We start from the raw sequence: 21,569 nt of genomic DNA, 5'->3' as shown, positions 1-21,569 counted from the left end.
CGACCACCTCAGCGTGCCAGACGCGAAGGAGCTCGCCGCACGTATCGACCAGGTGCAGCAATCGGGGGTTCGAGCACTGATCCCAGGCGATAGCGATTATGGCCCGTCTGCCGATGCAGCTGTCCGAACTCAACGGACGCGGTGCGGGACGATAGGCCCCCGACCGGGTCGGCGAGGTGGCGTCGATCGGAGTGCCCTTCTGGGTTGGGCGCGCTGCCGACGACTAAGCGTGGCCGTTCGACGTGCCGGTAGAGATGGCCAGTCGGCTCGGCACCGAAGTCGTCGTCGCGCCATCTGCCGCGCATGTCCCCACCGTCGAGGCGCCTCGGGAGTTCGTCGACAGCTTGCGCCTGCTGAGCATCATGCTCGAGGGAGAAGGTTATGCCCCTGACGTCAGCGTCGCGGCCTCGGCGAGGGCGGCGGCGAGATACGGTGCTGAAGCGCTGTTTCTCGACGCGGCGACCTCTGCTGGCGTTCCGGACGCGACCACTGTGCCGCCGTTGTCACCGGCTCCCGGCCCGAGATCGATGACGTAGTCGGCTGCGCCGACCACTCGCATGTCGAGTTCCACCATCACGACCGTGTTGCCCGCATCGACGAGAGTCTGAAGGTGGGTAACTAGACGGTCTGTGTCGGCACAGTGCAATCCGGAGGTCGGCTCATCGAGCACGTACAGAGTGTCGCCGCGCTGCGCTCGTTGCAGTTCGGTGGCCAGCTTCACACGCTGCGCCTCCCCACCGGAGAGCTCTGTGGCCGGCTGTCCCAAGCGCAGATAACCGAGCCCGACATCGACCAGCGAGGTGAGGGAGCGCATCACGTCGTACTCGCCGGCGAAGAACTCGTGAGCCTCTTCGACGCTCATCGCGAGGATTTCCGCGATGTTGCGCCCTCGCCAGGTGATCTCCAGGGTGCTCGATTGATAGCGGGTGCCATGGCAGTCGGGACACACGGTGTAGACCGAGGGCAGGAAGAGCAGCTCGACCATCACGGAGCCTTCACCCTCACAGGTCGGGCAACGGCCGCCTGCGACATTGAAGGAGAACCGACCGGGCTTGTATCCGCGTGTCCGAGCTTCCAGCGTCTCGGCGAACCGGCGCCGCACATGATCGAAGAGTCCTGTGTAGGTCGCGACGTTGGAGCGGGGCGTGCGGCCGATGGGTTTCTGGTCGATGCTCACCACACGCCGGACGGTCGTGAGATCGCCCTCGACCGACCCTCCGAGTTCATCGGACTCGTCAGTGAGGAGCAGGGCGTCGGCCTCAGCGCTTTCCTCCTCGACGCGAGGGGCGTCTCCTTGCCTGGCGCCGATGAGGGCAGGCAGGACTTGACTGACAAGGCTGGACTTCCCCGACCCTGACACGCCAGTGACAGCCGTGAGCGTTCCGAGCGGTAGCGCCACAGATACGTCCCGCAGGTTGTTGCGGGTGACGTGCTCCAGCTGCAACCAGTCGTGGGCGGCACGGGGCTGGTGCGGTGGAAGGCCGCTGCCCCCGAAGATGTATCCGCGCGTCACCGACTCGTCGACCTCCGCGAGCCCGTCCGTGGGTCCGCTGTAGATCACGCGCCCGCCGCGTTCCCCGGCTCCGGGGCCGATGTCGACCAGCCAGTCCGCGTGCCGCATGACGTCGACGGAATGCTCCACGACGAAGAGGCTGTTGCCGCGCTGCTTCAGCCCGTCGAGGATACCCAGCAGCGCGGTGACGTCGTGCGGATGGAGACCGGCTGACGGTTCGTCGAGGACGTAGACAACACCGAACAGTTCCGACGTGAGCTGCGTGGCGAGTCGAAGTCGTTGTAGCTCCCCTCCGGACAGTGTCGGCGTAGTGCGACCTAGCGAGAGGTAACCGAGTCCGAGATCGATGATGGGGCGCAGGCGGTCCAGCAATTCTGCGCCCAGGCGGGCTGCCGCGGCGCGCTTCTCGACAGACTGATTCGGTGTGCGACGGACATCCGGCGCAGCGGAGTGCGCGGAGCCGCCAGCAGCAACGCGCTGCTCGACGGCTTCACGTCTAGTCGCGACGTCTACCACGGCGCCGGAGGTCTCGCCCTCGCGGTCAGACTCGGCGACGACGGACTCGAAGAGCTCAGCCAATTCACGCAGTGGCAAGGCTGAGAAGTCCGCGATATCGAGTCCTTCGAACGTCACCGTCAGTGCTTCGGGTTTGAGCCGCTTCCCATGGCACACCGGGCAGACCGCCGCGCTCATGAACTGGGCTACGCGGCGCTTCATCGACGCGCTCTTCGTGTTCGCGAAAGTGTCGAGCACGTACCGCCGCGCGCCGACGAAGGTGCCCGAGTAGCTCGGTTCGATTCCTGCTCGGATTGCCCGGCGCGCCTCGGCGAGTGTGAGTCGAGAGTGGACGGGAACGAAGGGGGTCTCGTCGGTATAGAGGATCCAGTCCCGATCCTTCTTCGGCAGATCCTTCCACGGTACGTCGACGTCGTAGCCGAGCGCGACGAGCACGTCCCGCAACTGGTGGCCGTGCCAGGCGGTCGGCCACGATGCGATGGCGTGCTCCCGGATGGTGAGTGAGGGATCGGGCACCATCCGCTCCTCGGTCACCGCGTACACTCTGCCGATGCCGTGGCACTCGGGGCACGCGCCCTGCACGGTGTTCGCGGAGAAGTCCTCGGCGTAGAGCATCGGCTGACCGTCTGGGTATTCACCGGCTCGCGAATAGAGCATCCGAACCACACTCGACAGCGTGGTGATGCTGCCTACAGAGGAGCGCGCGCTGCGCCCTCCGCGCTGCTGCTGCAAGGCGACTGCGGGCGGCATCCCGGTGATGGAGTCGACGTCGGGGACACCCGCCTGGTCGATCAGTCGCCGCGCGTACGGGGCAACTGACTCCAAGTAGCGCCGCTGCGACTCCGCGTACAACGTGCCGAAAGCCAAGGAGGACTTCCCGGATCCGGACACGCCCGTGAACACAACCATCGCGTCACGCGGAACCGTGAGATCGACGTCCTTGAGGTTGTGTTCGCGGGCACCACGCACCCGGACATCGGGCTGGACGTGGGTGGACACTGAGGAAAGGTGATCCATTTCGGAACTGTACCAAGCGGGTCTCGTGGTAAGCAGGTTCATCGACCGTGGGAGGCAAGACGATGCGGCTGTTTACCATCGGGTTCACGAAGAAGAAGGCGCGCGAGTTCTTCGGTCTGCTCTCCGACAGCGGCGCGACGGCTCTTGTTGACATACGGCTGCGGAACCGTTCGCAGCTCGCAGGATTCGCGAAGCGAGACGACCTCGAGTTCTTCCTCAGTGAGATTTGCGACATGCATTATCGGCAGGAGTTGCTCCTCACCCCGACAGAGCAAGCGCTACGTGACTACCAGCATCTCTTGTAACAGGTGGTGGCGTCGTCCTCACCCGTCGGATGCGGACGGGTTAGGCTCCGGCTTCAGTCTCGTCGGGAGCGAGAGCGAGCACACGGGACGGCAGCGCGCGACGTAGCCACGGAAGCAGTACGAGCGCCCCCGCAGGCCCCAATGCGAGTAGCGCCCACGGCAACCAACCCGACAACGCGAAAGCCGACATCAGAAGAGGCGCGGTGAGGCTGGCGACGCTGAATGAGTACTGGAACGCAGCGAGGTAGCGTCCAGCCTGTTCCGGTGGGGCGGCCTCACTCGCGGCCGCGTTCATCCTCGTGCCGAGCACGACCGTGCCGACTCCGAAGATCAGCGCCGATCCGAACAGGGCCACCGCAAGCCACGCTGAAGGAACCGCGTAGACGGCCGCCATTGAGGCGATCCACGCCAAGAGCAGCACTGCTCCGAGCCGCACAGCGAATGCCCGAGAACGTGAGCTCGTCAGCGCCACCGCGACTCCTGTGAGGGTGCTCGACAGCATGGCCAGGCCGGCGTTTGCGAGGCTCGGCAACCATGCCGGCGCGCCGAGTTGTTCGACAGCGATCACCGGAAAGGCAACCGGGAAGAACTCCATCACCAGGGTGATGAGAAAGCCCAGAAGGATGAGCCCGAGAAACGGGCGGTTCCGTAGCACTCCTGGTGCGGCGGACGTAGCCTTCACCGAGCGAGATGGCGTGTGCGGCGGCATCCGCATCGTGAACACAAGTATGGCTGCCATCGTCGACGTGACGAGTTTGACCGCCAGCAGCCAAGGCAACATGGCGGGGTCCCAGGCCAGCAGCACGGCACCGAGGAGCGCGCCAGCACCTAGCCAGCCGAACGCACCATCTCAACGCGAGCGAACTGCGCATCGTGAGACCCGTCGCTGGGACGCAATGCTGTCAGGAAGGCGTATAGCGATCCGTAGTGCAGCTGCATCCTGGCGGCGCAGATCGCGCTCCCGGCAATCGCCCCGGGCCAACCGGGTACGAGTAGGTAGACGAGCATCGCGATGGCTCGGAGCAACTGTCCGGTGCCGATCACCCTGCGAGGGCCAACTCGGTCGACCAGCGTCCCGGCGAGCACGGGGAACAGCAGTCCGACGCCTGCCCCGATGCCCAATGCGAGGCCCGCGTCCGTAACCGAGAATCCGCGAACTTGGATGAGGAAGAGTGCCGCAACGGGGAGGTACATTCCCGCGCCAGCGCTGTCGAGGGCGACGAGCGCCCTGCCATCGGGTGTTCTTGTTCGCTCGGGCAGGTGTATCGACGCGCCCCGCGACGCCTGACGACTCAGGAGCGCACTTCCTGGGTTCGTGTGCCTCGGCGGCTGGCTTCGAGGGCTGAGGTGAGCGTTCGAGCGTCGTAGCTACCCAGCAACCGTCGGCCGTCTACGAAGAACGTCGGGGTGGCGTGCGCCCCGCTTGCATCGGCGCTTTCGAGATCCCGCTCCACACGGGCACGTACGGCGGCACTATCGAGGTCAGCCGTGAACTGGGCGACATCCAGGCCCAGCTCTTCGGCGTAGCGGATCAGATCTTCGCGCTCGAGCGCATCTTGCCGCGTGAAGACGAAGTCCAGCCACGGCCAGAACATCCCCTGATTCGATGCCGCCTCCGACGCTCGTGCGGCTATGGGGCCGTGAGGGTGATGTGGCAGATGGCGAACGACATACCGGAGATCGTCCCCGAACCGGCTGCGAAGGTCCTCCCAGGAACCCGTTGCGTGCGCGCAATAGGGGCATTCGAAGTCGATGTACTCGACGAGCGTGAGCTGGGCGTCCTCTGGTCCGCGGATGTGGTCGACTTCAGGATCAACGGGTGGTGTGAGCACCATCGGCAGATCTGCCGTCTCCTCTCCCCAGCGTTTCGCAGCAACCCGGAAAATCAGCCAACCAAGCGCGGTAGCGAGCATCATCGCGACCAACACGCCGACGGTCGCTTGCCGACCCAGGTCGGGCGTCGAGCCGAACGCGAGGCCGATCACCAGGAGCGACACGGTGAACCCGATCCCCGAAAGCGCCGCGCCGCCAAACACGCTGCCCATCCCGACACCCTCGGGAAGCCGACCGGCTCCAAGCTTCACAGCGACGAAGGTGGCGAGACCGATGCCGAGAAGTTTGCCGAGCACGAGACCCACGATGACTCCCCACGTCACGGAGGACTGGAAGGAATCGACGAGCACGCCGCCGCGCAGGTCGACGCCAGCGTTCGCGAGCGCGAAGATCGGGACGATGACGAGCGCGGTCGGCATGCGCAAGACCTCGTGCATGCGTTCATTTACCGAGATACCTCGCGCCAAGCCTCGATCGACTGCGCGGGCCGATGCCGCGCTCGGCGACTGCCAGAAGTCGCGGAACAGCTGACGAGCCGCGACCACCTTGTGCCGACGCGTCGGGTAGGCGGGGATAAGGAGTCCTGCGACCATGCCCGCGAGGGAGGCGTGGACTCCGGAATCAACGGTCGCGAACCAGAGCACAATGACAATCAGCACGTACGGTGTGGCGCTCCATTGCCGCGAACGACCCAGAAGCCACAACCCGGCGAGGCAGGCAACTGCGATCAGCAGCGGAACGAGCCGGATCTCGTCGCTGTAGAAAATGCCGATGATGGAGACGGCGAGGAAGTCATCGACGACGGTGAGGGTGAGTAGGAACACCCGCAACTGGCCGGAGAGTTTCGGGCCGACGAGCGCGAGGGCACCCAACAGGAACGCGGTGTCGGTACCGACCACCGCGCCCCATCCACCGAGCCCGTCGCCGCCCGCGGCGGCCACGATCAGGATGTAGAAAACTGCGGGCAGTGCCACGCCAGCGACGCCAGCGATCAACGCGAGACGCGCGCGGCTGGCGTCTCGGAGCGACCCATGCGCGAATTCCTGTCGCACCTCGAGGCCAACGACGAAGAAGAAGACCACCATGAGGCCGTCGTTGATCCAGTGGTGCAGGTTCATGTGCAGTCCGAACCCGCCGACATCGAACCCGATCTCGACATCCCACAGCCCGAAATAGGCCTCGGAGAGTGGCGAGTTCGCCCAGAGCAAGGCGACCGCTGCGACGACGACCAAGAGCACAGCCGAACCCGACTCCGTGCGAATCGTTCGCCAACTAGTGTGCCGTTCCATCTGCCCACTCGTCATGCGGGAAGTATATCGGGACCCAAGGGCAGCGCCCGGCGGCGAGACTTGTCGACCGTGGGCCGCCGAGGCAAAGAAGATGGGCCAGGGGCGAACCGCGACCAAGGGCGGACCCTTGGTCGCAAGTTCACACCTGACCCGTTTGGGGTGAGTGACGGGACTCGAACCCGCGACAGCCAGGATCACAACCTGGTGCTCTACCAACTGAACTACACTCACCATTGCATTCGCCGGCAACCTTTCGGTGGCTTGCGCCTGCGGTACAGATACTAGCCTGACGAAGACGAAAAAGACGAATCGGCTGGTCAGGCCGGTCCCAGGTCCTTCACGACGGCTGCAAGATCGGCCGGAGTGGGGCCGGGAGGCGCCACGAAGGCCGTGCGCCGGTAGTAGCGCAGTTCGCGGATCGACTCCTTGATGTCCGCTAGTGCCCGGTGCGACAGGCCCTTCTCCGGCTGACCGAAGTAGATGCGCGGATACCAGCGCCGGCACAGCTCCTTGATCGAGCTGACGTCCACCATGCGGTAGTGCAGGTAGTTGTCGAGCTCGGGCATGTCGCGGGTGATGAACGCGCGGTCGGTCGCGATGGAGTTGCCGGCCAGCGGCGCCGTGCCCGCCTCGGTAACGTGCTCCCGGATGTACGCGAGGACCTGCTTCTCCGCTTCGGCGAGGCTGACCGTCGAGCGGCGCACCTCTTCGGTGAGGCCGGACCGCTCGTGCATCTGCTGCACGACTTCCGGCATGTCGGCGAGGGCGTCGTCATCGGCGTGGATCACGATGTCCACGCCCTCGCCGAGCACGTTGAGATCACTGTCGGTGACCAGAGCCGCGATCTCGATCAGTTTGTCGCTGCCGAGACGCAGCCCCGTCATCTCACAGTCGATCCATACCAGTTTGTCCTGCACGACAGACAGACTATCCACCGACGCCGCACCCATGAGGCGCGGCGTCGACGGTCCGGTAGGAAACGGGCACCCTCACGCCTTCACGGAGGCCGTGCGCGGCGCCGCCGGACGGGTGGAACGACGTGCCGTCGGGGTGTACTGCCGGTCGAGGGTCCGGCCCACTGTGCTCACTTCCGGGGCGGTGAAGTCGTGCCGAAGGAAGGACTCGGGGGAGTCGTCGAGGATCTCCATCCACGGTGCCGGCAGCGGCGGAGCGACGGTGCCGGTGAGCGTCGAGGGGTAGCTGTTGTTGCGGTAGCCCATGATGTCGCGCTTCTTGTCCTGTTTCCACTGCTTGAACACCTCCCCCTGGCGTTCGACGTGGAACTCGGGGTAGTCGGTGCGGTCGACGAGATCGCGGATGTACGCGGCCTGGAAGTCGATTTCCTCCACCGGCGACGACAGCTTCTCCTCGCGTGCCCGCCAGTGGTCGATGTCCTGCTCGCGGGTGTCGAAGTCGGGCAGGTCGACGCGGCCGAGCATGAAGTCGCGTGCGTACCAGGCTTGGGCGTCGAACATGTTGAACGTGAAGTACTGGTCCTGTGCGCCGAGGTACATCAGCTTCGGGTTGCGCTGGAAGAAGATGCCCTTGTAGATGTCGCGCGGGTAGAGCCGGTTGTCGGTGCGCAGTGCGAGTTCGTCGGGCAGGAACGGGTAGTGGTGTTTGTACCCCGTGCACAGCACGATGGCGTCGACCACGCGGGTGCTGCCGTCACGGAAGTGGGCGACCTTGCCGTCGACATGGGTGAGCAACGGCACCTCGGAGAACTGCTCGGGCCAGTGGTGACCCATCGGTGCGCTGCGGTAGCTGAAGGTGACCTGTTCGGCGCCGTACTTGATGCATTGCGTTCCGATGTCCTCGGCCGAGTAGCTGCTGCCGACGAGCAGCAGTCGCTTGCCGGTGAACTCGCGGGCGTCGCGGAAGTCGTGGGCGTGCAGCACACGTCCCGGGAACCGGTCGAGACCGTCGAAGTGGGGGACCTGCGGGGTGGAGAAGTGTCCGGTGGCGACGACGACGTGGTCGAACTCGTCGGACTCCAGCGCGCCCCGGTCGTGGTTCATCACCGTCACGGTGAACTTCTGCGTCTCGTCGGACCACTCGACCCACCGCACCGCAGTGTTGAACCGGATGTACTTGCGCACGTCGCTCTTCTCGACGCGACCCATGATGTAGTCGAGCAGGACGGCGCGCGGCGGGTACGACGGGATGGGGCGTCCGAAGTGCTCCTCGAAGGAGTAGTCGGCGAACTCGAGGCATTCCTTCGGGCCGTTGGACCACAGGTAGCGGTACATGCTCCCGTGGACGGGCTCACCGTGCTCGTCGAGTCCCGTGCGCCAGGTGTAGTTCCACATTCCTCCCCAGTCGGGCTGCTTCTCGTAGCAGACGATGTCGGGGATCTGCTCCAGACCGGCCTTTCGGGCTGCTTCGAAAGCGCGCAGCTGTGCGAGTCCACTGGGACCTGCTCCGAGAATGGCGATCTTGGGCGTCAATGTGTTTCTCCTGTGTTCGTGGAATATGTCGCGTAGTTCGTTGCTAGCACACGTCGTTGTTTTTGCGAACGATCCTCACGTCGTCGACGGAACGGATTCTCGTAGAGAAAGTGCAGGTCAACGCGGTGTACTAGCTGGGAAACCGTGCCGCTGCGGTTGTGATCGGAATCACTGTAATGCGACAATTCCGGCATCCGATAAGAATGGTTCTTCCGTGGGTTCGACGGCCCGGTACCGTCGCAGTGGGCGAGGTCGAGGCCGGAGGGGGCGAGCATGACCGACAAGCCGGAGATCACCGCCGCGACCATCGCGGCCGGGTACGAGGTGATCGGCGAGGCGCTGGAACTGGGCACCGTCGTGCTCGACGGCGTCGCCGATCCCGACGCGCCGGTGCGCATCCCGCTCGCCACTCTGAATCGTCACGCGCTGGTCGCCGGTGCGACCGGCACGGGCAAGACCAAGACGGTGCAGGTCATGGCCGAACAACTGTCGGCGGCGGGGGTGCCGGTGGTGATGGCCGACGTGAAGTCCGATCTGTCGGGCCTGTCGGCCGCCGGCGAGCCCGACGATGCGGTGCTCAACCGCGCGGGCGACACCGGCGACGAGGACTGGACGCCCACGGGGCACCCTGTGGCCTTCTACTCGCTCGGTACCGACGGGGTCGGTATCCCCGTCCGCGCCACCGTCACCTCGTTCGGGCCGATCCTGCTCTCGAAGGTGCTGGGGCTCAACGCCATTCAGGAGTCCACTCTCGGGTTGATCTTCCACTGGGCCGACCGCAACGGCCTGCCACTGCTCGATCTCGCCGACCTGCGGCAGGTGATCCGCCACCTGACGAGCGACGAAGGGCGCGGTGCACTCGACGATCTCGGTGCCGTGTCGCCCGCGACCGCCGGCGCCATCCTCCGCGCGGTCGTCAACCTCGAGAACGCGGGTGGGGACGGATTCTTCGGCGAACCCGAACTGGAGGTCGAGGACCTGCTGCGGGTGATCGACGGTCAGGGCACGATCAACCTGTTCGAGTTCGGCGACGAGGCCACTCGACCCGCGCTGTTCTCGACATTCCTGATGTGGTTGCTCGCCGACCTGTTCCAGTCGCTACCGGAGGTCGGCGACGTCGACACACCGCGGCTCGTGTTCTTCTTCGACGAGGCGCATCTGCTCTTCACCGATGCGTCGAAGGCGTTCCTGCAGCAGATCGAACAGACCGTGAAGCTCATCCGGTCCAAGGGCGTCGGTGTGGTCTTCTGTACGCAGTCGCCCACCGATATCTCCCGGAGCGTGCTCTCACAACTGGGAGCGCGGATCCAGCACGCGTTGCGCGCCTTCACCCCCGAGGACGAGGCCGCGCTCGCGAAGGTGGTGCGTACCTTCCCGAAGACCGACGCCTACGATCTCGCCGACGCTCTGACCGGTCTGGCGACCGGGGAGGCGATCGTGACGGTCCTGTCCGAACTGGGCACGCCCACGCCCGTCGCCTGGACGCGTCTGCGACCGCCGCGCTCGCTGATGGGCACAGTGGGGGAGAGCGCGATGCGTGCGTCGGCGCAAGCGAACCCGCTCTACGGGAAGTACGGCCGCACCATCGACCGGGAATCGGCCTACGAGAAGCTCACCGCATCGGTGGTCGGGGCCACCGACATCGAACCGATCCCGGACATGCCGTCGCAGGCGCCGGACGATGCCGGGGCGTCGGTCGTGGAGCAGGTGCTCGGCAGCGCAGCCGTGCGCAGCTTCATCCGCTCGGCGGCGTCCGCAGCCGGCCGGGAGATCGGCCGGAGCCTATTCGGCACAGGACGCCGCCGAAGGCGGTGAAGGAACGATTCGTTGGGCGGTGGCCCGTCAGCTGCCGCCGAGCTTCTTGTAGAACGCGCCGGCGATCGGGGCCGAGATGGACCGCGGCGAGAACTGACCGGCAGCCGACATGGCCTTGCTGATCACACCGGGCACGATGCGCATCCGGTTCGCGGCGAGCGCGTCGAGCGACACCTTCGCGGTGTGTTCGCTCGAGATCCACAGGAAGTCCGGGACCAGCTTGTCGACGATCGACGCCTCGGCCGGGTCGGGTTCCTCGGTGCGCACCGGGCCGGGGGCGAGCAGCGTGACATGCACGCCGGTGCCCTTGAGCTCACCGCGCAGGGACTCGGAGAAGGTGTTGACGAACGCCTTCGTCGCGGCGTAGGTGGCGTTGTTCGGGATCGGCATGTTGCCTGCGGCCGAACCCACCATGAGGATCGCGCCGGAGTTCCGCTCGACCATCTGCGGCAGCACCGCGAGGGTGAGGTCGTGGACGGCGACGGCGTTGAGCTCGACCTGTGCCCGCTCGTAGGCCGCGTCGAGCTCGGCGACCGCGCCGAAGGTGGCGATACCGGCGTTGTTGCACAGGATGCTGATGCGCCTACGTCCGAGTTCGTCGGCGAGTGGTGTCCGTGCGTCGCGGTCCGACAGATCGCAGGCGCGCACCTCGACGGTCACGCCGTGCTTCGCGCGCAGGGTCTCGGCGAGGACCTCCATCACCTCTCCGCGACGGGCGACCAGGATCAGCGAATGGCCGCGGGTGGCGAGTTCGGTTGCGAGGGCCTCGCCGATGCCGGAGGACGCTCCGGTGACGACGGCACGGGCATCGGGATGGGGATTCGGCAGAGTCACAGTGGGTCAGCGTAGCGGCAGGCTCGGGAGCGGCGACCGGGCCCGCCCCGGCCATGGGGCCGAGTCGTTCGGTGCCGCGCGACGGAGTCGTTCCATGCCACCGCAGCTCCGGAAGCCTAGGCTCCGGGGCATGAATGCGTTCACGGACACGGCGAGCGGGGCCGGGGAGGCCACGACACGTCGTCAGGTCGTCTCGTGGGGTCTGTGGGACTGGGGTTCCGCGGCGTTCAACGCCGTGATCCTGACGTTCGTATTCTCCGTCTATCTCACCGACGCGGTCGGCGACGACCTGCCGGGTGGGATCTCGGCGAGCACCTGGCTCGGATGGTCGCTCGGCATCGCCGGGTTCGTCATCGCCGTGACCGCGCCGGTGTCGGGCCAGCGGTACGACGCAGTCGGGCGACGGAAATGGTCGCTGGGCATCCTCACCGGGGTCACCGTCGCGGCGATGGCGGCGATGTACTTCGTGCGCGACGACTACCACTATCTGTGGCTCGGGCTGGTCCTGCTCGGCGTGGCATCCGTGATGGTCGAGCTCGCGCAGGTCCCGTACAACTCGATGCTGCGCCAGGTGTCGACGCCGGACGACATCGGACGGGTGTCGGGCTTCGGTTGGGCGATGGGCTATTTCGGTGGCATCGTGCTCCTGCTGTTGTGCTACACCGGGTTCATCGCCGGCGACGGCGACACCCGCGGTTTCCTCGGTGTGCCCACCGAGGGCGGCACCAACATCCGGCTCGTCGCGCTGTTCGCGGCCGTGTGGTTCGCGGTGTTCGCTGTGCCCGTGCTGCTCGCCGTCCCGGAGAAGCCGGTCGCGCGTGGCGACGTCGCCCGCCGCGCCGGTTTCGTCGAGTCCTACCGCGTGCTGTGGCGCGACCTGACGGAGTTGTGGCGGGCGGATCGTCGCACCATCTGGTACCTCGGGGCGTCGGCGTTGTTCCGGGACGGTCTCGCCGGCGTCTTCACCTTCGGGGCGGTCCTCGCCGTCACGGTCTACGGGATCGGAGCGGGCGACGTGCTGATCTTCGGTGTCGCCGCGAACGTCGTCTCCGCGGTGGGCGCACTGGTGGCCGGACGCGTCGACGACCGGGTCGGGCCCAAGGCGGTCATCGTGGGCTCGCTGGTCGCGATGATCGCGACCAGCATCGTCCTGCTCGTGGTGTCGGGTCCGACGATGTTCTGGATCTTCGGTCTGGTGCTGTGTCTGTTCGTCGGTCCGGCCCAGTCGTCGGCGCGGACCTTCCTGGCGCGCCTGACCCCGCCGGGACGGGAGGGGCAGATGTTCGGTCTCTACGCGACGACGGGACGTGCGGTGTCGTTTCTGGCACCGACGCTGTTCGGGTTCTTCGTGTGGTGGTTCGGCACCGACCGAGCGGGGATCGTGGGGTTGCTGATCGTGCTCGGCGCGGGCCTGGTGTCGTTGCTCGCCGTGCGGGCTCCCGCGACGCCGGAGCAGGCGTGAACCGGCTCAGTCGGTGATCGTGGCGAGCACCTGGTCGGCGGCGTTGCGGTGCCCGGCCGCGTTCGGATGCAGCGGGATCGATCCGGCGGCCGGCTGCAGGCCGGCCATCCACCGGGTCTCCGGATCGGCGCACACGTCGTGGTCGCGGCTCGAATCGCGCAGATCGACGTAGTCCACGTCCGCGGCCTCGGCCTGCTCGCGCATGACGGTGTTCAACCGGTCGATCTTCTCCTGCAGGTAGGTCGCGTCGTCGGGCCAGATCCGCTGCTCGGGGAAGCACCCGCCGTCGCGGATTCCGGTGGGATAGCCGACGAGCACGATGCGTGCCTCCGGGGAACGCCGGCGGATCTCGTCGATCACCGTGGTGTAGACGGGCGCGAAGGCGTCGATGGCGGCGTCGACACGGTCGGTGCCGTCCGGGGTGTTCGTGATCGCGCACGACGCGCCATCGGGTGGCGCCGAGAGATTGACGCATCCCAGCGCCAGCTGGACGAGACCGATGTCGTTGCCGCCGATACCCACAGTGACGAGTTCGGTGTCGGGGCGCAGCGCGTCGTACTGCGGTGGCACCGTCGCGCCGCGGAAGGTGGTCTGCGGCATCGCGAAGTCGAGTGAGGTGGCGGCGCCGCACGACGCGTCGACGAAGTCCTCGATACCGAGATCGGTCGCGACGAGGGTGGGGTAGTTGCTCGCCGACCGCCCGCACGGATCGCCGTCGGTCTGCGGCGGGATGCCGGGCCCGGAGGTGAACGAGTCTCCCAGGGCGACGTACGACGCGTAGTCCGCAGCCGGGGGCATGTCCTGCGTGTCGGCGCAGGCGACCGTGCCCACGGTCGTGAACGCGATTGCGGCGCAGGCGATGACCCCCGACCGTCGGAGAAGTCTCGGCATCGTCACAGTGGACCTCGCAATCCGGTGGGTGGATGTTTCCGAGGCTACAGGTGTGCCGGTGACCGGAACGGGCGCCGAACGCCGACCGGTCGGGTCGATCGAATACCGACCGTCCCGCTCATGCCTTGAAGTAGACGATCTGGTGCGAGGTCGCGAGCAGAACGCCGTCGCGACCCCACAGTTGTGCGCTCTGGTCGAAGAAGCCCTGTTCGAACCGATTCGCACGTGCGGTCGCGAGCACGGGGCTGTCGGATTGCGCGGCAACGGTCTCCGGGTCCGCGTGGAAGTAGACGGTCATCGAGACCGTGCCGGCCGGCAGCACCCGACCCAGACGCAGGAATGCCCGGGGGTAGAAGATGTCGCACATCGCGGTGAGCGAGGCGAAGTCGAGCGGGCGCGACGGGACGTCGCGGACCCACAGCGTCGACGTGGAGTCGGCGACCTCCGCGCTGCCCTCCTCGGGAACGACTCCTGCGGTGTACCGCATCTCGTAGTTGCGTGCCCACGCGATGAAGTCGGGCAGCGGTGTCGGCTCGAGCGAGTCCGGTGCCGGGGCGGCCGGCGCCTGCAGTTCGGTCGACGACCAGGTGGGGCGACGGAGACCGAAGACGGCCGTTGCGGTGGTGGCGACCTCGCCGCCCTGCGACAGTTCGATCGACCAGTGCTGGGTGGTCCGGTTCGTGCGCGCCGGGCGCACCGCGATGTCGAACGGTCCGTCGGCGATGGGGCCGGCGTAGTTGATCGTCAGGGACAGCGGCATGCCGAGGACGTCCGGGTGTCGTTCGACCGCGCGGAGGAGAGTCGCGGCCGTGATACCGCCGAACGGGCCGACCATGTTCGCGTAGGCGGGGTGCGTGTGCCCTTCGGTGCGATCGTCCCGGACCTCGAACAGGTCGACGGCAGCGTCGAAGACGTGAGTGGTCACCGAGACGTCGGTCATGGCAGGGTCTCCTCGGAAGATGGTGTCGCGCAGGATCGGATCCGTACGACAACATACACAGAGTATGGGGGACAACCACCACTGCCGGAGGAACGGGTGATCGCTGCAGAACGGCGGGACGGACCGCGCGCGGCGATGATCGCCGGCGCGATCGCGCTGATGAGCGAACGAAGTGTCGCGGCCACGTCGTTCCGGGACGTGCTCGAGAACAGCGGGGCGCCGCGCGGCTCGATCTACCACCACTTTCCCGGCGGTAAGGCGCAACTCGTCGAAGAGACGACGGACCGGGCAACCACCCGGATCGAGCGGTCGCTGACGGCCGCCGGCGTCGGTGCAGAGCGTGCCGGTCGTTGGCGAGCCTGGTCATCGCCGCCCTGGAGGGCGCGCTGGTCGCGGCCCCGGCGCAACGCAGTCCGGCTCCGCTCGATGCGGTCGCCGCCGAACTCGAGGTGCTGCTCGCCCCGGTGGTGGGCTGACCGAAGCTGCAGCGGCCGGAAGCCACGGTCGGTGGACTCTCAGCCGTTCCGTCGCCGCGAGATTGCGTTCGCGATCTCGGCCGGCGCTTCCTCCGGAATCCAGTGCGAGACGTCGGGCAGGACCACGAAGTCGTACTCGGCGTCGACGAATTCGCCGCAGCGTTCGGCGCCGGCGCGGCCGATCGCGATGTCGGCGGTGCTCCAGATGTAGGTCGTCGGGACGCGGACCGGGGGAGTCGAATCGAGATCCCGCGTCATGGCGCGATACCAGTTCAGGGCGGCGGTGAGAGCGCCCGGCGCGGACAGGGCGGAGACGTAGTGGTCGACCGAGTCGTGGTCGACTGCGGAGGTGAACATCGCCCGCAGGCGCCGCGCGTCATCGGCGAGGAGCAGGGTCTCCGCCTTGCCTTCCTCGCGGAAGAGACCGATGTAGGAGGAGCGTTCGCGCTGGTCGGCGTCCTCCCGCAACGCCCAGCCGTAGGCGGCGAGGTGGGGGACCGAGACCGCGGTCAACGCCGAGACGCGGTCGGGATTGTGGGCGGCGAAGTACCACGCCACAGCGGCGCCCCAGTCGTGTCCGACGAGGTGGACGCGATCGAGCCCGAACTCGTCGAGCAGGCCGAGGACATCACCGGCGAGCGCCGGCACCGCGTAGTGCTCGACGCCGTTCGGCCGGGCACCGGGGGAGTACCCGCGCTGGTCGGGGGCGATCACGCGGAAACCGCGCTCGACGAGCAGGCGCGCCACCGGCGTCCAGCTGCGTGATGTCTCGGGGAAGCCGTGCAGGAGCACAACGGGTGGGCCGTCCCTCGGACCCGCCACGCGCACGTCGAAGGTCAGGTCGTCGTAGGTGGCGGGTTCGGTCGATGCCATGGGAACCACGTTACGGAAGAGGAGTGTCTGCGACAGGATTTCCTGGCCACCTCGACGAACCGGCGTCGAGCCGACCCGTCACCGGTCGTTCGACGTCCGTCGCGGCCGCCACGCCGCCGCGCCCAGCAGGATCAGACGCATCTGTTTCTCCGCGCGCGTGACCACCTCCGATTCCTGCGCACTGCCGGGACGTTCGACGGCGAGCAGGTCGAGGACGAAATCGAGCATCGCGGTGACCAGCAGATCGGCGGCCATCTCGAGATCGTCGAACTCCCAGTCCTCGAGGCCCGGGGAGCGGCCCAGGTCGGCGGCGAGCTCGCTGGTCAGCAGGCGCAGTTCGACGGAGATCGCGGCGGCGACCTCGGGAACGCCGCCGTGGCGTTCGCGTGCCAAGAACCGGAAAGCCGCCTTGTGTGCCCGTACCTGTTGGACTAGCACGTCGAGCGATTGCCGCGCACCTGCCGGACCGGGCGTGCGACGCGCGTCGCGCAGCAGGCGCCGAAGTACCCGCATCGTGTCCGCCGCAAGGGTGACGCCGAGCTCGTCCATGGACGAGAAGTGCCGGTAGAACGCGGTGGGCACGATGCCCGCGTGACGGGCCACCTCCCTCAGACTCAGCCCGCCGAGTCCCCGGTCGGCGGACAGGTCGAGGGCGGCGTCGAGAAGCGCCTGACGTGTGCGTTCCTTGCGTTCGGCGCGTGTGGTCGGCGGAGGTGCGGAAGCGGTGGACACCCCCTGAGTCTAGGCATGACGTTCCCAGCGGTGTCCGTACATCTGTGTCAGCAGTCACATCGGGGTTGACAGGCGGGTGTGTCCGGCTGTCACACTGATTTCAGTGCACATTCGTTCACTGAGCACGCAGAGGTCTACCGAAAGGCGGACAGACATGATCGTGCGCGCCCGTCCGACGCCCGTCCGGCGCTCGGGTTCGTTGCGAAAATTGCTGGTAGAGGCACTCGGAGTGCTGTCCTACCCGCATCACCCGGACCGCTACCTGGAACTCGCCGACCCGCTTCTCGTCACGTCGGCGAACTATGCCCGGATTACAGATGTGGACCGAAGCGCCACCGACTCGCTCACGATCACGGTGCGCCCCGCGCAGCCGTGCCGACCCCTACCCGGGCAGTACGTGACCGTGTCGGTGCGTGTCGACGGTGTGCGGCATACGCGCTGCTACTCGCCGACGCTCGTCGAAGCGGAGTCGAAGCGCTGGCCCGACCTGCGGTTCACCATCGGCAGGCATCCCGAGGGTACCGTCTCACGCCACCTCCGCGACCGAGCGCAGGTCGGAGACGTCATCGAACTCGGTTCTCCCGCAGGCGAGTTCGTGCTGCCGAGCCCACGCCCCCGACGTCTGCTGTTCGTCGCCGCGGGCTCCGGGCTGACTCCCGTGCTGTCGATGCTGTCCGGTCTCGTCGCCGAGGGGTACGACGGGTGCGCGGTGCTGCTCTACTACACCCGCACCCCCGGGCATGTTCCGCGCCGCGCCGAACTCGACGCTCTTGCCGACCGACCCAACATCGAGATCGTCCACGCGCACACCCGCTCCGACGACGGGCTGCTGCAGGGTCGGTTCGACCGCAGCCACCTCGCGGCCGTCGCACCCTGGTACGCCGACACGCCCACCTTCGTGTGTGGTCCGGCAGAGATGGTCGCGGGCATCCGTGCGGTCTACGCCGAACAGGGCGCCGAGACGATGGTGAACACCGAGGAATTCGTCCTCGCACCACCGGTTGTGTCGACGGACGATGCCGGCGGCGAGATCTCCTTCGCCGAATCCGGCGTGGTTGCCCAGAACACCGGGTCGACGCTGCTCGAACAGGCCGAAGCGGCCGGTCTCACGCCCGAACACGGATGCCGCATGGGCATCTGCCACAGCTGCACCGCCGTCCGGCTGTCGGGGTGCACGCGCGACGTGCGTACCGGCGACGTCGATTCGGAACCGGGCCGCCGCATCCAGATCTGTGTCAACGCCCCGGTCGGCGACGTCGCCGTCGAACTCTGAACCGGCCGTCCGGCGACACCACCGAAATCATTGGAGGACATCATGTTCGGATTGTCCCTACCCACCGTTCCCTTCCTGCCCTTCCTGTCCGGCCGCAGCTCTTCGGTCGGGAACGAACCGCTCGTCCTCGACCACGACAGTGTCGAGGAGATCGGCCGCGAACTCGACGCACTGCGGGAGCAGACGCTCGCATTTCTCGGTGACGAGGACCGTGAGTATCTCTACCGGATCATCAGGGCGCAGCGCGGATTCGAGATCGCCGGTCGCGGTCTGCTCTTCGTCGGATTCCTCCCGCCCGCATGGGTCGCCGGTGTCGCGGCGCTGAGCGTGTCGAAGATCCTCGACAACATGGAGATCGGGCACAACGTCATGCACGGTCAATACGACTGGATGCGCGAGCCGTCGCTGAATTCCCGTGTCTTCGAATGGGACACGGTGTGCCCGTCGGACCAGTGGCGGCACTCGCACAACTACGTGCACCACACCTACACCAACATCCTCGGCCAGGACCGCGACATAGGATACGGGATCCTGCGCATGGACCCGGCCCAGAAGTGGCATCCCTACTATCTCGGCAACCCGGTCTACGCGACCGCCCTCATGCTGCTGTTCGAGTGGGGCGTGATGATGCACGACGCGGAGGTCGACCGGATCGTCGCCGGGAAACGCTCGTGGCGCGACGTGATCCCGATCGCGAAAGGCTGGTGGCGCAAGGCGCGCCGTCAGGTGATCAAGGACTACATCGCCTTCCCGCTGCTGAGCGGACCGATGTTCTTCCCGACGCTGCTCGGCAACGCGACCGCCAATCTGGTGCGCAACGTGTGGGCGTACTCGATCATCTTCTGCGGCCACTTCCCGTCCGGCGTGCAGTCCTTCACGGAGGAGGAGACCGCCGAGGAGACCCGTGGTGAGTGGTACGTCCGGCAGATGCTGGGCAGCGCGAACATCACCGGGTCGCCGTTGTTCCACATCATGTCGGGCAACCTGTCGCACCAGATCGAGCACCACCTGTTCCCCGACCTGCCGGCGCACCGCTATCCGGAGCTCGCGCCGAAGGTCAGGGAACTGTGCGAGAAGCACGGACTTCCGTACAACACCGGTGGCTTCACCGCCCAGGTGACGTCGGTGTGGAAGAAGATCTTCACGCTTGCTCTCCCTCCCGGCTGGTTCGCGCCCGAACCCGAGTCGCGGGTGATCATCGAACGTCACCGCTCCACCGATCGCCCGCTCGACGATGCGGGTACCCTCGCGGACGACACGATCGAGGGGGTCGAACATGGTGGGAAGATTCGAGCGTAACAAGGACACGATCCAGGAGGTCACCGAGTCGGCGGCCACCCACGTCGGCGCGATCGCGGGGATCATCACCGGAGCGGTCCGCGACGTCACCCGCGAGATCGGTGAGTTGATCACCGACGCGATCGAGATGCGCGAGGCCGCCCGCGCCGCGCGCGACGACGAGGAACGCGGAGAAGGGCCGGCGACGTCGGATCGTCGCTCGGCCCCTCCCGCGGAGTAGCGGATCGGAAGGGCGGATCGAGTTCCTACCGCGCGGGGACGCTCGAGGTGGTGCGGGGTGACGGACCCGGCCACCTCGTCGCGCACTGGAGCGCTCTGCACGCACTGTTCTGCGGGGCGACGGCCGAGGCGATCGGCCTCTACCTCCGTGCGGCCCGGGTGCATCGTGCGCACGGCCACCACGCCGCCCACCTGACCTGCCTGTTCCAGCTGGCGATGGCGCAGACCTACGACGGACGACGCGACGACGCCCTGAAGGCGTGAGCTCGTGTCGTCGAGATGGCGGGCCAGCACGGCGAGCGGTGGAACAAGGCCTCTGCGCTGTGGGTCTCGGGGCTCGCCCATTTCCATCTCGGGCGCCTCGGCTCTGCAGTCGACGCGGCGAACGGTGCCCTGGAACGGATCCTCGACACACTCGGCGTGCACTCCCGCACACAGGTCGTCTCGTGGTTGCACACCCACGAAGCGCCCCGAGTGTGAGCGAGCAGGGCGGCGCTCCGGATCAGGACCGGGCCGAGGCCGACTCCCGGCGTGCCGCGGGTACCTTCGTGATCATCGTGAGCACGACCGATACGAGCGCGATGATGCCGATGGTGGTGTAGGCGAGGGTATAGGCCTTGTCGTCGCCGAGGAGCGTAGACGCGATGATCGGGCCGATGATGCCGCCGATGCTCCACCCGATGAGCATCAGGCCGTAGATGGCGCCGGCGTTGCGGACCCCGAAGAAGTCGCCGGCGGTGGCGGGCATGGTGCCGAATGCGCCGCCGTAGCAGAGATAGATGATCGCGGCCAGGACCGAGAACAGCACCACGCCGGTGGCATGCGGCAGCACGATCAGGCACACGCCCTGCAGCACGAGCAGTGCGGTGAAGGTCTTCATCCGGCCGATATGGTCGGAGATCGCCGCCCACACGATCCGGCCGGCGCCGTTGAAGATCGCGAGCACGCCCACGAGTGCCGCCGCGCCGGAGGTGCTGAAACCGGCGATGTCGGACGCACTCGGCTTCGCCTGCGAGATCAGGGAGATGCCGGCGGTCACGCACAGGGTGAGGATGGCGGTCAGGAGGTACCACTGGGGCGTGCGGAGGGCCTCGTTCTGGGTGTACTCCTTGCCGCGGTCCGCTCCGCTGCCGTCGCGGCCGACGGGGTCGAAGCCCGGCACGGTGTACCCCTCGGGCGGGTTGCGGAAGAGTGCCGCACCGGCCAGCGACATCACGAGGTAGGCGATACCCAAAGGCAGGAAGGCGCTCGTGGGGTCGTCCGGATTCCGGTCGATGAGCCACTGCGCGACCGGCGAGGTGAGCACGGCGCCGAACCCGAAACCGCCCACAGCGAGTCCGGTGATGAGACCGGTCTTGTCGGGGAACCACTTCTGCAGCATGGCGATCGGGACAATGTACGCGAAGCCCAGCCCGAAACCGCTGATGATGCCGTACCCGAGGATGAGCAGCCAGTAGTCCTCGGCTCCGTCGGTGAAGGAGGCGAGGAGGATGCCGAGCGCATAGATGATGCCGCCGATCAACGCGACGACTCGGGGACCTTTCAGATCCTGCAGTCGGCCACCGAGATAGGTGCCGATGAAGATCATGCCGATGGTCACGGTGAACGGCAGTGAGGCCCGGACCGTGCTCAGTTGCCAGGAGTCGGCGCTCTCGAGGGCTCCGCCGAAGACCGACCACGCGTAGACCGCGCCGATCGAGAACTGCAGCAACAGACCCCCGGCCACGAGGAGCCAGCGGAAGCTGCCCGGAGGCTGAGCCGTCGCGGCGTCGCCGTGTGGTTCGCGCGTAGGCTTGCCGGAGTCCATGCGTTCTCCCTCGTCCTGCCCGCGAGCC

The 21,569-nt window shown here is 67.0% G+C and carries 20 protein-coding genes, 1 tRNA gene and 2 pseudogenes; 10 read left to right on the top strand and 13 right to left on the bottom strand.

What is annotated here, in order from left to right:
- Nucleotides 1-379 precede the first annotated feature (379 nt).
- On the bottom strand, nucleotides 380-3,046 hold the full coding sequence (locus AC6CID_RS18330; RefSeq protein ID WP_498354286.1) for an excinuclease ABC subunit UvrA: 2,667 nt from the start codon (nucleotides 3,044-3,046) through the stop codon (nucleotides 380-382).
- Nucleotides 3,047-3,093: 47 nt separating this feature from the next.
- On the opposite strand from AC6CID_RS18330, the gene AC6CID_RS18325 reads away from it, so the two are divergent.
- Complete coding sequence (locus tag AC6CID_RS18325; protein ID WP_231780829.1) at nucleotides 3,094-3,351, top strand: DUF488 family protein; 258 nt, start codon at nucleotides 3,094-3,096, stop codon at nucleotides 3,349-3,351.
- 40 nt (nucleotides 3,352-3,391) lie between these two features.
- Here the strand turns inward: AC6CID_RS18325 and AC6CID_RS18320 are convergent.
- The 6 genes and pseudogenes from AC6CID_RS18320 to AC6CID_RS18295 form a co-directional block, all read right to left on the bottom strand.
- Nucleotides 3,392-4,168, bottom strand: a pseudogene (locus tag AC6CID_RS18320) (MFS transporter); the annotation flags it as partial.
- An 11-nt stretch (nucleotides 4,169-4,179) separates the two neighbouring features.
- Complete coding sequence (locus AC6CID_RS18315; protein WP_498354296.1) at nucleotides 4,180-4,611, bottom strand: MFS transporter; 432 nt, start codon at nucleotides 4,609-4,611, stop codon at nucleotides 4,180-4,182.
- Nucleotides 4,612-4,643: 32 nt separating this feature from the next.
- Nucleotides 4,644-6,473 carry a Na+/H+ antiporter NhaA gene (gene nhaA / locus AC6CID_RS18310; RefSeq protein ID WP_051121684.1) on the bottom strand — a complete coding sequence of 610 codons (1,830 nt, stop codon included), beginning with the start codon at nucleotides 6,471-6,473 and terminating at the stop codon, nucleotides 4,644-4,646.
- Between the two features lie 155 nt (nucleotides 6,474-6,628).
- Nucleotides 6,629-6,704, bottom strand: a tRNA-His gene (locus tag AC6CID_RS18305).
- Between the two features lie 86 nt (nucleotides 6,705-6,790).
- On the bottom strand, nucleotides 6,791-7,390 hold the full coding sequence (gene orn, locus AC6CID_RS18300; protein ID WP_024100533.1) for an oligoribonuclease: 600 nt from the start codon (nucleotides 7,388-7,390) through the stop codon (nucleotides 6,791-6,793).
- A gap of 72 nt (nucleotides 7,391-7,462) precedes the next feature.
- Entirely contained in the window at nucleotides 7,463-8,920 is a 1,458-nt protein-coding gene (locus tag AC6CID_RS18295; protein WP_498354285.1) for a trimethylamine monooxygenase, read from the bottom strand.
- Between the two features lie 273 nt (nucleotides 8,921-9,193).
- Here AC6CID_RS18295 and AC6CID_RS18290 point away from each other — a divergent pair, with 273 nt between their 5' ends.
- Nucleotides 9,194-10,735 (top strand): helicase HerA-like domain-containing protein, encoded by a 1,542-nt coding sequence (locus AC6CID_RS18290; RefSeq protein WP_498354284.1) that lies wholly within the window; start codon nucleotides 9,194-9,196, stop codon nucleotides 10,733-10,735.
- 27 nt (nucleotides 10,736-10,762) lie between these two features.
- Here AC6CID_RS18290 and cmrA read toward each other — a convergent pair whose 3' ends face one another.
- Entirely contained in the window at nucleotides 10,763-11,569 is an 807-nt protein-coding gene (cmrA, locus tag AC6CID_RS18285; protein WP_006554373.1) for a mycolate reductase, read from the bottom strand.
- 130 nt (nucleotides 11,570-11,699) lie between these two features.
- Here cmrA and AC6CID_RS18280 point away from each other — a divergent pair, with 130 nt between their 5' ends.
- Complete coding sequence (locus AC6CID_RS18280) at nucleotides 11,700-13,031, top strand: MFS transporter (protein ID WP_498354283.1); 1,332 nt, start codon at nucleotides 11,700-11,702, stop codon at nucleotides 13,029-13,031.
- Nucleotides 13,032-13,037: 6 nt separating this feature from the next.
- Here AC6CID_RS18280 and AC6CID_RS18275 read toward each other — a convergent pair whose 3' ends face one another.
- Together AC6CID_RS18275 and AC6CID_RS18270 are read right to left on the bottom strand one after the other, a co-directional pair.
- The gene (locus AC6CID_RS18275) at nucleotides 13,038-13,928 is read right to left on the bottom strand and encodes an SGNH/GDSL hydrolase family protein (RefSeq protein ID WP_006554375.1); all 891 of its coding nucleotides are present in this window, start codon (nucleotides 13,926-13,928) and stop codon (nucleotides 13,038-13,040) included.
- 112 nt (nucleotides 13,929-14,040) lie between these two features.
- Nucleotides 14,041-14,862, bottom strand: a complete 822-nt coding sequence (locus tag AC6CID_RS18270) for an acyl-CoA thioesterase (RefSeq protein WP_498354282.1) — start codon at nucleotides 14,860-14,862, stop codon at nucleotides 14,041-14,043.
- A 135-nt stretch (nucleotides 14,863-14,997) separates the two neighbouring features.
- Here AC6CID_RS18270 and AC6CID_RS18265 point away from each other — a divergent pair.
- Nucleotides 14,998-15,078: pseudogene (locus AC6CID_RS18265) on the top strand (hypothetical protein); the annotation flags it as partial.
- Nucleotides 15,079-15,212: 134 nt separating this feature from the next.
- Nucleotides 15,213-15,338 (top strand): LmrA/YxaF family transcription factor, encoded by a 126-nt coding sequence (locus AC6CID_RS18260; protein WP_498354281.1) that lies wholly within the window; start codon nucleotides 15,213-15,215, stop codon nucleotides 15,336-15,338.
- Nucleotides 15,339-15,377: 39 nt separating this feature from the next.
- Here the strand turns inward: AC6CID_RS18260 and AC6CID_RS18255 are convergent, their stop codons facing one another.
- Nucleotides 15,378-16,211, bottom strand: coding sequence for an alpha/beta fold hydrolase (locus tag AC6CID_RS18255; RefSeq protein ID WP_024100537.1), 834 nt, complete (start codon nucleotides 16,209-16,211; stop codon nucleotides 15,378-15,380).
- 78 nt (nucleotides 16,212-16,289) lie between these two features.
- Entirely contained in the window at nucleotides 16,290-16,943 is a 654-nt protein-coding gene (locus AC6CID_RS18250; RefSeq protein ID WP_006554379.1) for a TetR family transcriptional regulator, read from the bottom strand.
- A 154-nt stretch (nucleotides 16,944-17,097) separates the two neighbouring features.
- Between AC6CID_RS18250 and AC6CID_RS18245 the strand changes: the two genes are divergently transcribed.
- From AC6CID_RS18245 to AC6CID_RS18225, 5 genes are read left to right on the top strand one after another with little or no spacing between them, the layout of a single operon-like run.
- On the top strand, nucleotides 17,098-18,216 hold the full coding sequence (locus AC6CID_RS18245; RefSeq protein WP_498354280.1) for a ferredoxin reductase: 1,119 nt from the start codon (nucleotides 17,098-17,100) through the stop codon (nucleotides 18,214-18,216).
- Nucleotides 18,217-18,258: 42 nt separating this feature from the next.
- Nucleotides 18,259-19,515 carry a fatty acid desaturase family protein gene (locus tag AC6CID_RS18240; RefSeq protein WP_482127727.1) on the top strand — a complete coding sequence of 419 codons (1,257 nt, stop codon included), beginning with the start codon at nucleotides 18,259-18,261 and terminating at the stop codon, nucleotides 19,513-19,515.
- Nucleotides 19,493-19,735: a hypothetical protein gene (locus tag AC6CID_RS18235; RefSeq protein ID WP_006554382.1), complete on the top strand. Its 243-nt coding sequence runs from the start codon at nucleotides 19,493-19,495 to the stop codon at nucleotides 19,733-19,735. The genes AC6CID_RS18240 and AC6CID_RS18235 overlap by 23 nt, the downstream gene beginning before the upstream one ends.
- A 50-nt stretch (nucleotides 19,736-19,785) precedes the next feature.
- Nucleotides 19,786-19,998 carry a hypothetical protein gene (locus AC6CID_RS18230; protein ID WP_482127728.1) on the top strand — a complete coding sequence of 71 codons (213 nt, stop codon included), beginning with the start codon at nucleotides 19,786-19,788 and terminating at the stop codon, nucleotides 19,996-19,998.
- 15 nt (nucleotides 19,999-20,013) lie between these two features.
- Nucleotides 20,014-20,214 (top strand): hypothetical protein, encoded by a 201-nt coding sequence (locus AC6CID_RS18225; RefSeq protein ID WP_482127729.1) that lies wholly within the window; start codon nucleotides 20,014-20,016, stop codon nucleotides 20,212-20,214.
- Nucleotides 20,215-20,236: 22 nt separating this feature from the next.
- Here AC6CID_RS18225 and AC6CID_RS18220 read toward each other — a convergent pair whose 3' ends face one another.
- Entirely contained in the window at nucleotides 20,237-21,541 is a 1,305-nt protein-coding gene (locus tag AC6CID_RS18220) for an L-lactate MFS transporter (protein ID WP_006554384.1), read from the bottom strand.
- Between the last annotated feature and the right edge of the window lie 28 nt (nucleotides 21,542-21,569).

Source organism: Rhodococcus sp. GQ147, from assembly GCF_059759155.1.
This window is presented reverse-complemented; position numbering and strand designations above follow the sequence as displayed.